14 protein-coding genes are annotated in these 13,239 nt (G+C 38.0%); 1 reads left to right on the forward strand and 13 read right to left on the reverse strand.

Going from position 1 to position 13,239, the window contains the following annotated elements; all coding sequences use genetic code 11:
* Positions 1–73 precede the first annotated feature (73 nt).
* The 4 genes from HCH28_RS10985 to HCH28_RS11000 all read right to left on the reverse strand — a co-directional run bounded on the left by HCH28_RS10985 (position 74) and on the right by HCH28_RS11000 (position 4,211).
* Entirely contained in the window at positions 74–970 is an 897-nt protein-coding gene (locus tag HCH28_RS10985; RefSeq protein ID WP_221680967.1) for a LysR family transcriptional regulator, read from the reverse strand.
* Positions 971–1,266: 296 nt separating this feature from the next.
* Positions 1,267–2,232: an ornithine carbamoyltransferase gene (argF, locus tag HCH28_RS10990; RefSeq protein WP_221680968.1), complete on the reverse strand. Its 966-nt coding sequence runs from the start codon at positions 2,230–2,232 to the stop codon at positions 1,267–1,269.
* 310 nt (positions 2,233–2,542) lie between these two features.
* Positions 2,543–3,631, reverse strand: coding sequence for a M42 family metallopeptidase (locus tag HCH28_RS10995; protein WP_221680969.1), 1,089 nt, complete (start codon positions 3,629–3,631; stop codon positions 2,543–2,545).
* 94 nt (positions 3,632–3,725) lie between these two features.
* On the reverse strand, positions 3,726–4,211 hold the full coding sequence (locus tag HCH28_RS11000) for a dUTP diphosphatase (RefSeq protein WP_221680970.1): 486 nt from the start codon (positions 4,209–4,211) through the stop codon (positions 3,726–3,728).
* Between the two features lie 105 nt (positions 4,212–4,316).
* Between HCH28_RS11000 and HCH28_RS11005 the strand changes: the two genes are divergently transcribed.
* A complete protein-coding gene (locus tag HCH28_RS11005) occupies positions 4,317–4,709 on the forward strand; it encodes a sigma-w pathway protein ysdB (protein WP_221680971.1) in 393 nt (130 codons plus the stop codon).
* A 26-nt stretch (positions 4,710–4,735) separates the two neighbouring features.
* On the opposite strand, the gene HCH28_RS11010 is transcribed toward HCH28_RS11005, so the two are convergent.
* From HCH28_RS11010 to HCH28_RS11050, 9 genes are all read right to left on the reverse strand, one after another.
* On the reverse strand, positions 4,736–4,999 hold the full coding sequence (locus HCH28_RS11010; protein WP_221680972.1) for a DUF1294 domain-containing protein: 264 nt from the start codon (positions 4,997–4,999) through the stop codon (positions 4,736–4,738).
* Positions 5,000–5,145: 146 nt separating this feature from the next.
* Complete coding sequence (gene rplT, locus HCH28_RS11015) at positions 5,146–5,505, reverse strand: 50S ribosomal protein L20 (protein ID WP_004226314.1); 360 nt, start codon at positions 5,503–5,505, stop codon at positions 5,146–5,148.
* Positions 5,506–5,562: 57 nt separating this feature from the next.
* The gene (gene rpmI, locus HCH28_RS11020) at positions 5,563–5,763 is read right to left on the reverse strand and encodes a 50S ribosomal protein L35 (RefSeq protein ID WP_004226312.1); all 201 of its coding nucleotides are present in this window, start codon (positions 5,761–5,763) and stop codon (positions 5,563–5,565) included.
* A gap of 31 nt (positions 5,764–5,794) precedes the next feature.
* Positions 5,795–6,298 (reverse strand): translation initiation factor IF-3, encoded by a 504-nt coding sequence (gene infC / locus HCH28_RS11025; protein ID WP_016994853.1) that lies wholly within the window; start codon positions 6,296–6,298, stop codon positions 5,795–5,797.
* A gap of 415 nt (positions 6,299–6,713) precedes the next feature.
* Positions 6,714–8,645 (reverse strand): threonine--tRNA ligase, encoded by a 1,932-nt coding sequence (thrS, locus tag HCH28_RS11030; RefSeq protein WP_221680973.1) that lies wholly within the window; start codon positions 8,643–8,645, stop codon positions 6,714–6,716.
* 564 nt (positions 8,646–9,209) lie between these two features.
* A complete protein-coding gene (gene dnaI, locus HCH28_RS11035; protein ID WP_370635379.1) occupies positions 9,210–10,139 on the reverse strand; it encodes a primosomal protein DnaI in 930 nt (309 codons plus the stop codon).
* A gap of 27 nt (positions 10,140–10,166) precedes the next feature.
* Entirely contained in the window at positions 10,167–11,531 is a 1,365-nt protein-coding gene (locus HCH28_RS11040) for a replication initiation and membrane attachment family protein (RefSeq protein ID WP_255601185.1), read from the reverse strand.
* A 16-nt stretch (positions 11,532–11,547) separates the two neighbouring features.
* Positions 11,548–12,018, reverse strand: a complete 471-nt coding sequence (nrdR, locus tag HCH28_RS11045) for a transcriptional regulator NrdR (RefSeq protein WP_004226277.1) — start codon at positions 12,016–12,018, stop codon at positions 11,548–11,550.
* A gap of 187 nt (positions 12,019–12,205) precedes the next feature.
* A complete protein-coding gene (locus HCH28_RS11050) occupies positions 12,206–13,228 on the reverse strand; it encodes a glyceraldehyde-3-phosphate dehydrogenase (RefSeq protein WP_004226274.1) in 1,023 nt (340 codons plus the stop codon).
* Between the last annotated feature and the right edge of the window lie 11 nt (positions 13,229–13,239).

Genomic DNA, 13,239 nt, shown 5'->3' on the forward strand with positions numbered 1-13,239 from the left:
ATTACCGTTCCTTTAGACGATATGCAATAGGTACAGTAATAGAAAAAATTTTATGTGGTGATAAAATTTTTTATCAATACGTGTCTCCTATGCTTTCAAAATGCTTAGCTGTTTCACAAATTGTCTGCCAAAAGGCTGATGGCAATGTCTCCTTCTCTTTATAGGTTAAAAATATATGTTGATTCATATCCAGCAAATGCTTAACGTCTATCTCCACAAATTCACCGCTTTCCAGCTCCTTTTTGATACAAAGATGTGGTAAAAAGCTTAAATAGTCTTTTGTCCGAATAAATTCTTTGGCAACTTCTAAATGATCTGTTCGTACCTCAATATTGGCTGCTACTCCCTCTACCTCAAACATTTTATGCACATAATTCCAATCAAACGCGCCACATTCAAAAAATACCATTTTCTGTTGAGCTAATTCTTTTGCTTGAATGAGTTCATCTAGTTGTAATGGGTGATCACGGTGTTTGACAAGTTTCACTGTATTGTTCAATAAAAGCTCGTTCTCAATGTCATTCCCATGTACATATTGAATAAAGCCTAGATGAATTTGGTGGCTTTGTAGCTTTTCTAAAATGTTTGCTGTGGAACCTGTAAATAATTGAAAACGCAAATAAGGGAATTGCTCTTTCCATTTAGGCAATGCATAGGCTAAAAAATACTGAGCTGTTACACCGTTTGCACCAATACATACCTCATCGGTCTCCTGCGTTTCTTCTAATTGCTTCTTTCCTTGCTGAAATGTTTGCACAATTTGCGTGGCAAATGGTAAAAAATCTTTCCCTTTCTCTGATACGCTCACACTTCTTCCATCTCGGTAAAATAACTCCACACCTAGCTCTCGTTCTAATGACTTAATACGTGCAGTTACAGTCGGCTGTGAAAGAAATAATGCATTGGCTGCTTTATGGATACTTTTGTAATGGACAACATATAAAAATGCCTCGATATGGTCTATATTCACGAGGAGTTCACCCCTTCATTAATTATTTAACCTATTATATAAATAATTCCTTATATTCTCTATAACTTATAAGAAAACTATATTTTATATTTTGACAAAGAAAAAAAGTAACCCAGCGTCTCCCAGGTTACTTTACTATGTAGCGATGTAGCCATCCATCTTGACAACAAACATCGCACGTGGTGAACATCCCTCTGTCTGCCTACCACTTTTATGTTATTTACATGAACACCCTCTGTTGTCCATGTAAACTCTATCTATGGTACTTCTCAACTCGAGAAAGCATATGTCTAAATTTAAGCTAAAATCGATGCTAATACAGCTTTTTGTGCATGCAATCTATTTTCAGCTTGCTCAAAGATGTAAGAATTAGATCCATCAATAACTGAAGTTGCAACCTCTTCCTCACGATGTGCTGGTAAGCAATGCAAGAACATATAATTTGGTTTTGCATAGGCTACTAGCTCATCATTAATTTGATAGCCAGCAAAGTCTTGTAAACGTTTTGCTGCTTCTTCCTCTTGACCCATAGATGTCCAAACATCTGCATAGACGACATCTGCATTTAATACTGCTTCAACAGGATCATTCGTGATCATAATCGTACTGCCATTTGCTGCCGCAATCGCCTGTGCTTTAGCGATGACTTCCCCATCACATTCATACCCTACAGGAGTCGCAACAGCTACATTCATGCCAACGTGTGCTGAAGCTACTACGAGTGAGTGTGCTACATTGTTGCCATCTCCTACATAGGCAATTTTAAGTCCTTTTAACATGCCTTTATTTTCTGCAATCGTCTCTAAATCAGCTAATGCCTGACAAGGATGATAAACATCCGTTAATCCATTAATAACTGGGATTACTGCATGCTCCGCCAGCTCTTTGACCATTGCGTGAGAGTTTGCACGAATCATAATACCATCTAAATAGCCCGATAATACATGAGCTGTATCATAAATCGATTCGCCACGACCAATTTGCAAATCACGCGCATGCATAAACATACTTTTTCCACCTAATTGATTCATACCAACTTCAAATGAAATACGTGTACGAGTTGAATGCTTTTCGAAAATCATTCCAAGCGTTTTACCTTCTAATAATCTTGGGCATTTCCCCTCTTTTGTAATCATTTTAAGCTGTGTCGCTAATTCAATAAGATCTTGAACCTCTTGACTTGTATAGTCTAGCAAAGTTAGTAGATCTTTTCCTTTTAAACTAGACACTAACTTTAACTGTACTTCTTCGAGTAATTTCATAGCCTTCGCTCCTTATATCGTTGCTGTTGAAATTAGTATAACATGCATAAATATAAAATCAACTGAATTTTTATAATTAATTTTTATTCTTATTTATTTGTTATTAAATGTGACAAAAATTCGTCAAATCGAATATTTATGCATATATAACTTATTTATGGATAAGGTACTAAAATGTATCAAAGGTACAATGTGTAAAAATAGTTTGGGAGCTTTGTCACTATTGGTAGCAGAGGGAGAAAATTTAATACTAAAAATAATGAAAAGCCCCCTAACAACATTTGTTAGAGGGCAAGTCCATTTCTTCTAATTATTCAAAAGTAATTTTATTGACTGCATCACGATCTAATTTTTTAATGACTTCTACCATTAATTTAACGGCATTATCATAATCATCACGATGTAGGATACCTGCATGTGAATGGATATAGCGTGTCGCAATACCAATTGATAGTGCTGGTACACCATTTGCTGTTACGTGGATGGAGCCAGCATCTGTACCACCGCCAGCCATCGCTTCAAATTGATATGGAATATTGTGCTCATCTGCTACATCTAATACGAATTCACGTAAGCCACGATGTGAAACCATAGATGCATCATACACAACGATTTGAGGGCCTGCACCCATCTTACTCGTTGATTCTTTTGCTGTAACTCCAGGAGTATCTCCTGCTACACCTACGTCTACTGCAAATCCTATATCTGGTTGGATTTTATGTGTAGTAGTTTTAGCACCGCGAAGTCCAACTTCTTCTTGTACATTCCCTACAGAATAGAGAATATTAGGGTGCTTTTCATTTTGTAACGCTTTCATAACATCAATCGCAATTGCACAGCCGATACGGTTATCCCAAGCTTTAGCTAATAGATACTTATCATTTTTCATTACATTAAACTCAAAGTACGGTGTTACCATATCGCCAGGACGAACGCCCCACTCAAGAACTTCATCTTTAGAAGCTGCACCAATGTCGATAAACATATCTTTAATGTCTACTACTTTATTACGTACATCAGCAGGTAAAATATGAGGTGGCTTTGAACCAATAACCCCAATCACTTCATCGCCCTTACGTGTAGTAATCGTTACACGCTGTGCAAGCATAACTTGGCTCCACCAGCCACCTACTGTTTGAAATTTAATAAAGCCTTTGTCATCAATTTGTGTAACCATGAAGCCTACTTCATCCAAATGTCCTGCCACGACGATTTTAGGACCGTTTTCATCGCCAATTTTTTTAGCAATGACACTACCTAAGTTATCTGTTTCTACAGTATCTGCATATGGTGCAATATATTTTTTCATGACCTCACGCGGTGCACGTTCATTGCCTGCAATACCATTTGCATCTGTTAAATCTTTAAACATTTGTAATGTTGGATCTAGTTGTGTCATCCTTTTGCCTCCTACTTCTTGTATCTATTTTATTATACTTCGTTTACCGAAATATTCCTAGCTTAATCGTCTGAAAATTGGTGTATTTCTTAATTTAATAACCTGAACGCTGCCGATGATAATTTTCTTGATTTTTTTCAAGATAAGCACTTACCACATCCTCAAATGTAAAACCGAGATTATACGCTAGTAACCCATAGTATTGCCAAATAGCTAAATAACGCTCCTCTGTAGGTTGATGAATAAATGCTAAAATAGCACTTTGTGTTTCTAAAAAAGTAGCCGTTAAATCTTTGTTCTCTTCTACGAAAGGCCACATTTCAATCGATGTATAGCCCTTTAATAAGCCAAGAGATAAGATAAAATGAATCGAATCTACATATTCTTCTAAAATGACTTCACGTGCTGATGGTCCCTTTGTGCTCCAAAATTTAAAGCAACGTGTTTCATTAGCAAGCTCAGCTAGCTCCACTAGTAAGGCTAAGCCCTTTTCCTGAAACACATCTTGCTGAATATTTTGTGTTTGCTCGATAAAATCATCAAGCTCTTTTTGCATGGTAAACAATTGTTGTAAATTCATTTTTTTCTCCTAAATTTCTAAAAAATTTTTTATAAAAAGTGAAACTATTTGACCCTTCTAATCGTATAGGAAAGAATAACCTTTCTTCAAGGGGGAAATTTAAACATGTTGCCGTTACTAATTCGACTTGCTGTAATAGCGCTTATTATCTATGTATTTTACAAAGCGATTCGTTATATAACCGATCCTAAACGCAAACTTGATGAAGCCTATGAAAAAGGCCAGTATTATTTCTATGATGACGTTAAAAATGTCCGAAAAAATTTCTTTATTTCTTATAAGGGTGCTCTTTTTGAAGGTGAAAAATACCTAGGCACAACAGAGGATGCATTTGAGGTTGTAACCATTTTCGTCGGTGCGCGTGATGCTGCAACATTACAAGGCTTCAGCAAAAGCGACTTTGAATATTTGCAGCAAGAAATATTATTGAACTATCCAAGCGCCAAAATCAATTGGAAGCAGCCCATTGAACAGCTTATGCGAAACACATCCCCATAATGAGGATGTGTTTTAATTATTCTCATTTATGTCCACAGCTGCACAATGATAAAAATTTGTATGGCTGCAAGTAGGGGAAAACCAAATGCAAAGTGGTTATGACGTGTTTTGTGGCGGAATAAATACATACCCAATACACCTCCAACTGCCCCTCCTGCTATGGCTAGTGTAAATAATGTACGCTCTGCTATACGCCATTCATGATTCTTTGCGCGCGATTTATCCATCCCCATTAAAATGAGCAATACAATTGATACAATGCTCATATAAGCTAATAATGCTTGTCCCATTTCTTACTCCTTTAAAACCGTGATACTATTAATCTAACACAAAAAAGACTGATGGAAAAACCCATCAGTCTTTTTATCGCATTTGTGTCATTTTGCACCTGTCGCTGCGCTTTCGGTGCAGAAATAACAGTTAATGTTGTCAGCTATTATTTAGCTACTGCTTTTTTAGCAGCGTCTGCTAATTGAGTGAATGCTGCAGCATCAGTTACTGCAAGGTCAGCTAACATTTTACGGTTAACTTCGATACCTGCAACTTTTAAACCGTGCATTAAACGGCTATAAGAAAGACCGTTCATACGAGCAGCTGCGTTGATACGAGTGATCCATAATTTACGGAAATCACGTTTTTTCTGACGACGGTCACGGTATGCATATTGACCTGATTTCATTACTGCTTGGTTAGCAACTTTGTATAATGTATGTTTTGAACCATAGTAACCTTTAGCTAATTTCAATACTTTTTTACGACGTTTGCGCGTCACTGTTCCGCCTTTTACGCGTGGCATATGAATTACCTCCTGCTTTTCATTTAAAAATGAATGTTAGTATTTTTTTGTAGTCAATTATTTCATGTATACAAGTAAAGATTTGATGCGTTTGAAGTCACCAGATGATACGATGTTCGCTTTACGTAGGTGACGTTTTTGTTTCGTAGATTTGTTTGCGAATAAGTGGCTTCCATAAGCACGGTCGTATTTTAATTTACCTGAACCCGTTTTTTTGAAACGTTTCGCAGCTCCACGGTGAGTTTTCATTTTTGGCATGTCGAATTCCTCCTAAACTGTTCGTCTAATATTATTTCTCGTTCTTTGGTTGAAGAACTAAGAACATGCTTCGGCCTTCCATCTTCGGTTTTTGTTCTACCGTTGATACTTCAGCACAAGCTTCAGCAAAACGATCTAACACACGTTGACCAATCTCTTTGTGTGTGATCGCACGACCTTTGAAACGTAGGCTACATTTTACTTTATCGCCTTTTTCAAGGAATTTAATCGCATTACGTAACTTCGTTTGGAAATCATGCTCATCGATTGTTGGGCTCAAACGAACCTCTTTCATTACGATGACCTTTTGATTTTTACGAATTTCACGGTCTTTCTTTTGCTGTTCAAACTTAAATTTACCATAGTCCATGATACGAGCGACTGGCGGCTTGGCTTGAGGGGCCACAAGGACAAGATCCAAGTTTACACGAGCGGCGATTTCTAGCGCTTCATTACGTGTCTTTACACCAAGCTGGTCACCATTGTGATCGATTAATCGAAGTTCACGTGCGCGAATGCCTTCGTTTACATACATGTCTTTGCTAATAGTAATCCACCTCCAAGTAGTTGTCGCGAATACATGGTTTGGGCAAAGCCTTGCCCGGTTGAACGGTACATCCTCTCGTCATGTCCATAAAAAAAGGACGGACATTTTTGAAGATGTCCGCCCGCTATATGTGCATGCGCAAGTCTACGCAAAACAATTCAACGTGTCATACCTGTTCACAGCCTTTAAAGCGTTGTATCAGGTGAGAAGCGGGCAGCCTCTACTTCAACCACAAACTTTGTATTCATTAACCTTAACTATATTAGCATGTATATGATAAGCTGTCAAATATTTATTTTCTTATCAGTGCTAACTTAACCAAAATGAAACTATTCTATACAAATGCAAGATTTATTTTATACAGAAACCCTCACTTTGGCAAGCAAGGGTTTCTAGTTAAAGATTATTTTGTAATTTCTGTTTTAATAGCTGATAGGAAATCCTCAAAGCTAATTGTTTCGGAATCTTTCGAGCCATAACGTCGAACATTTACGCCATTTGCCTCAACCTCTTTATCCCCGATAACAAGCATATAAGGAATCTTTTTCATTTGTGCCTCACGGATTTTATAGCCTAATTTCTCTTCACGATCATCCATTTCCACACGTAGACCAGCCGCTGTAAGTTGCTCTTCAATTTGCTTTGCATAGTCGAAGTGAGCTTCATTCGATACTGGAATAACTTCAACTTGTACCGGTGCTAACCAAGTTGGGAATGCACCTTTGTATTCTTCAATTAAGAAGGCAACAAAACGTTCCATTGTTGATACAACACCACGGTGGATAACAACTGGACGATGAGGTTTACCATCTTCCCCAACATAAGTTAGGTCGAAGCGTTCTGGTAATAAGAAGTCTAATTGAACTGTAGATAAAGTCTCTTCTTTACCAATTGCTGTTTTTACTTGAACGTCAAGTTTAGGACCATAGAATGCAGCCTCACCTTCCGCTTCAAAGTAGTCTAAGCCAAGTTCATCCATTGCTTCTTTTAGCATGCTTTGTGCTTTTTCCCACATTGCATCATCATCGAAGTATTTCTCAGTATCTGCTGGGTCGCGATAAGATAAACGGAATGAGTAATCATTAAGATCGAAATCTTTATAAACCTCTAAAATTAACTGTACTACTTTTTGGAATTCCGCTTTAATTTGATCTGGGCGAACAAAAATATGGGCATCATTTAATGTCATCCCACGAACACGTTGTAAGCCTGAAACAGCCCCTGACATTTCGTAACGGTGCATGGTGCCAAGTTCTGCAATACGCAATGGTAGGTTACGATAAGAATGCATGCTGTTTTTGTACACCATCATATGGTGAGGACAGTTCATTGGACGCATAATTAATGTTTCATTATCCATTTCCATTGGTGGAAAAATTGAATCTTGATAATGATCCCAGTGACCAGAAGTTTGATAAAGCTCTTTAGAACCTAATACTGGTGTATAAACGTGCTTATAGCCAAGTGATAATTCTTTATCGACAATATAACGTTCAATAACACGACGAATTGTTGCACCATTTGGTAACCAAAGTGGTAAACCTTGGCCAACTTTTTGAGAAGTTGTGAACAGTTCTAATTCTTTTCCGATTTTACGGTGATCACGTTCTTTTGCTTCTTCTAGCATTTGGAGGTGGTGTTTTAATTCCTCTTTTTTGAAGAACGCTGTACCATAAATACGTTGTAACATTTTGTTATCAGAGTTCCCTCTCCAGTAAGCACCCGCTAATGATAAAAGCTTGAATTCACGAAGTTTACCAGTAGATGGTACGTGGATACCACGGCAAAGATCAAAAAACTCGCCTTGATAATAAATAGATACTTGCTCATCTGCAGGAATGGCTTCAAGTAACTCTAATTTATACTCATCACCAATTTCTTCATAAAGGGCTTGTGCTTCTGCACGGCTTACATTTTTGCGTTCTACCTCAAGGTTTTCAGCAATAATTTTCTTCATTTCTTTTTCAATGGCTGGTAGATCTTCAGCTGTGATTGGTGTTGGTGAGTCGATATCATAGTAGAAACCACCTTCAATTACCGGACCAATACCAAGCTTCGCATCTGGGAATAGACGTTTAATAGCTTGCGCTGTTAAATGGGCAGTTGAATGACGTAAAATTTCAAGTGCTTCCTCATCATCTTGTGTAATGATTGCAATTGTTGCATCCTCTTCAATTGGTGTTTTTAAATCCACTAACACACCATTAATTTTACCTGCATACGCTTTTTTACGTAAGCCAGGGCTAATAGATAATGCTACGTCATCAGTTGATGTGCCTTTTGCAAATTCCTTTATAGCGCCATCTGGGAAAGTTAATTTAATCATTTCTGACATCTTCTTTGCACTCCTTTGTTTTTGATAAATACATAATGCTTGATGATTGGCTGGAGCAATGTTTGTTTGACTCTACCGCTTGGTTTGAGCGGAGTCGTTGCTTTTTTGAGCATTTCTCTGTGCAATCAGAGCGGCATCTTCATGTTTCTGAGCGGTTTCTTACTCTCTAAGAGCAAGTTAACCACTTTCGCAAGCGACTTCCCTTCCTATAGGAGTGGGGCCATCACTTCTCACATCGATTTCAATGAAATCGGAGAAAAATAAAAAAAGCTCCGTCCCTCACAAAAGGGACGAAGCGTATGCTCGTGGTTCCACCCTTCTTCCTTCCGACTTACATAAAGTCAGACGAAGCTCAAGGCTAGCTAACGGGCTAGGGACCGGCGAAAGATTATCCCTTTCGCTGCTCAGTAGGTAGTAAATAATGTGCCCATACTAGGAAGTTTTCAGCCAATGACTTCCCTCTCTAAAAGCTGATACACAAAATTCATGTCCTCATCAATGCATATTGATATTAAGTATATGAGTCAGTATACGCTCGATTGTCGAAAAATGCAACTATCAATGTTACATCCGACGATTTTTGCCTCGCATTTCGATCGGCACTGTTAGGGCTTTAATTCGTTCCATAATTCGTCCCGCTTTGACAACCTCAATATCACCTTTTTGTGACTGTGCTAAGTGATGCTCTAATTCTTCATAGTTAAAATTAGACGTAATAAAAGTTGGCAATTGCTCTGCCATCCGATAATGGAAAATAGTCCCCAAAATTTCATCACGTGTCCAGGCAGTCATCGTCTCCGCACCTAAATCATCTAGCATTAAAACAGGAGCCTTTTTAATATAATCAATTTTCTCATTCAATGTATTATCACCAATGGCATTTTTCATTTCTCGTAAAAACTCTGGAACGAAAACTACCACAGAGCGGATTTTAATAGATGCTAATTCATTGGCCAATGCACCAAGTACAAAGGATTTCCCAACACCAAACTTACCATATAAGTAAAATCCTTTTGCAGGTAATTGACCAGTTTCTTTTGTTATTTTAACAAATTGAGCTGCTTTTTGTGCAATCGCCACACGTGATTCATCATCAATACTTAAATCATGAATTGTTGCTTGTAGCACATCTTTTGGCATATGCATACTTGCAATCATATTCGCAATATCTCGACGCTCTTCTTCCCTAATCTTTTGCTCACAGCGCACATAGTCCATTTCAATAGAATTCCGAACAACCCTTAATGTAGGGAGGAATCCTTTTAAATAGTTTGTACAATGTTCTGTATTATCACACCCACAGCACTCAGTAGATTGACTAATAAACTCATGCAGTTTAGGTAAATTTCGCTCAACATTGTCATAGCTTAATTCATCTGCATGCTGCGCTAAAAATTCCTGCACATGCGGATGCTCTAAAATTTCACGTCGCATGGCTTCATAGCGTTCTTGGAACGAGGGTACATTAATTGCTCGCTTTAGTGGTCCATTTATAGGTTCGATTACTGCTCACCTTCTTTACTATTCGCTTTTTCCTAGCATCTCTAATATTTTTTGTCGCTCTTTTTCAAAATCTATAGTACTAGAGGTAGATTCCTCTTGATTTTCATTTCGTTTATAGAACCATTCAGGCACTTTTTCTTCACGTTGATATCTTGAACGTCCCTTAGTCTGTTGACTCGTTTTATTGGAAGTTTGCGGCTTGTTTTTCCAGGCTGTATATTTATCATGCTCTTGGCGTGCAAGTTCCATTGCTTCCTTAGCTGTTTGGACATTTTTTCTTACCCAATGATCGGCAATCGTTTCCACATATTTTTTAGGGAGCTTCATATCTGTTGTTAGCATAACGTATTCTAACAATGCATTGACCACTCCAATTGGCATACCATGTTGAACGATTAAATTTTCTGCAAGCTGGACAGAGGTTTGTAATGGTTCTTTACCATTATTTATATCTCTTAAAACTTGGACAGGCGCCGTTGTTTCTAAATAGTGTTGAAGCTCCTGATCCTTGGTTTTTTGTCCCGCATCTGCTACTGGTAAAGGCTCGGTGACACGCGCAAGTTTTGGCGGCTCCTTGGATACGGTTAATTTATAAAAATCAGCAGCAGCCTTTCGTAAACGTTCCTGAGAAATTCCTAAATCATCATCTAAAGCAAGTATGACTACTTTTTGCATATCAAGGGCTGTTAAATGATATAAAAATGCCAACTTGGCTATAGCTTCACGCACCTCAAATGTCAATAAATTAGAAGGTACCAATTGCTCAGACAAACCCGCTTGCAATAAATCAAAATCGAATTGCTCCAAATAAAAAGGATATACTTTTTGCTGTTTATCCTTATGACTTGTATCCACTTGTAAAGCTGATGGAATATTGGCATGCACAGGCTTATAGACATCAATAAAAGCACGAGATACATCCTTAAACGCCGAGTCCTTTACAGGTGACATAAAGCGCTGACGTAAGTTGCGATAAGCCTGCTCTCCAATTTTACTAAACAAAAACATCGACAGCAGCGGGTCTTTCATAAAGCTATCAGCATCTAATGGGCGCTGTAGCTCATATAAAAAACTACGCTCACCAGCATTTTCTTTTTTCCATGTACGCAGCAAACCAATAGCTTCTAATGCAATACGAGCCTCAAACACTTTACCAATTGGTAGCCCTAGCACATTCATTAAATAATAATGTGTCATTTGCTGCTTTGGCATTTGCTCTGCTTCTGCCCACAATGTTAAATAGAGGCTAACTGGCTCTGATCCCGTTAATGGTTGATAAAATAATGTAACTAATTGACGCTCTTGTGTAGAAAATGCATGAGGTAGACGAATGTCGAAAGGATCGCCAGGCTGCAATTCCTTATATAAATGAATCAACGTCATTCATCCTCTCTGTTTGCTATGATTTCTTCTCCGTTTGACGTTGAATAATGTCCTTTATTTCCTCAATAAAGACATTGATATCTTTAAACTGACGGTAGACCGACGCAAAACGCACATAGGCAACCTCATCAATTTTGGCTAAGCGGTCCATGACCATTTCGCCAACATCTTCTGAGCGTACTTCCGAATTCCCAATACGACGAAGATCTTTTTCAATGGACAGAACAAGTTCCTCCAGCACATCAAGTGCCACTGGACGTTTTTCACAAGCACGAATAAGCCCACGAAGTACCTTCTCACGGCTAAACTCTTCTCGTGAACCTTCCTTTTTGACAACGACTAATGGCGTCTCTTCAATTTTTTCAAACGTTGTAAAACGGAAGCCACATGACTCACATTCACGACGTCTACGTATTTCTTTATTATCATCTACTGGCCTCGAATCCACAACACGCGTTCCGTTAAATTGGCAAGATGGACATCTCATATAATTACTCTCCTGGTTTACAACAATTTAATATATCTATTATAACAAATTTCCTACATGTAAGAAAAGTGCATTCACGTTTGTGGTCTCATGATAAATCTAAAGCACCTGAAGTACAAGATAAGTTTCTGTAAAAAAAGAGCACATTGAAACCTTTTCGATTTCAATGTGCTCTCTATAGAAATTATTACGCGTTTACCGTTTCTAAAGCATTTGCCACTTTTTTTACAAGGTCCACAACGCGTGCAGAGTAGCCCCACTCGTTATCATACCAAGCAAGTACTTTTACTTTGCGGTTGCCTAACACCATTGTAGAAAGCCCATCAACTGTTGAAGAATAAGTTGTTGTATTGTAATCAGAAGATACTAATGGCTCAACAGAGAAATTAAGGATCCCCTTCATTGGACCTTCTGTTGCCGCTTTTACAAATGCTGCATTGACTGCATCAACTGTTACATCTGTATTTAAATCTACTACAAGGTCAACTAAAGATACGTTTGGTGTAGGAACACGAAGTGCCATACCATGAATTTTACCTTCTAATTCAGGTAAAACTAATTTTAATGCTTTCGCTGCACCTGTAGATGTCGGGATAATGGATTGGGCGCATCCACGTGCACGACGTAAATCTTTATGCGGATTGTCTAAGTTCTTTTGGTCATTTGTATAAGCATGAACTGTTGTCATTAAACCATTCTCAATACCAAATGTGTCATTCAATACTTTTGCTACTGGCGCTAAGCAGTTTGTTGTACAAGAAGCATTTGAAATAACATCATGTTTAGCAATATCCAATTTGTCATCATTAACACCTAAAACAATTGTTACATCCTCGTTTTTACCTGGTGCTGTTAAGATTACTTTTTTCGCGCCAGCTGCTAAGTGCATGGCTGCTTTATCACGTTCATTAAATTTTCCTGTAGCTTCAATCACGATATCTACACCCATTGTAGACCAAGGTAATTTTAATGGATCACGTTCACTAATAATTTGAACACGTTTACCATTTACAACTAAAGCATCGCCTGCTGGTTCTACCGTACCTTCAAAAGTTCCGTGATTTGTGTCATACTTAATCAAATGTGCTAACGTTTCTGCAGGATAGCTTGCGTTAATCGCAACGATGTTTAAATCTTGTTGTACGATAGCCTGGCGGAAAACCATACGTCCGATACGCCCGAAACCATTAATAGCAATTGATACTGTCATTTATAATATCC

The organism is Lysinibacillus sp. K60, from assembly GCF_019731275.1.
In the GTDB taxonomy this organism is placed as follows: Bacteria; Bacillota; Bacilli; order Bacillales_A; family Planococcaceae; genus Lysinibacillus; species Lysinibacillus capsici.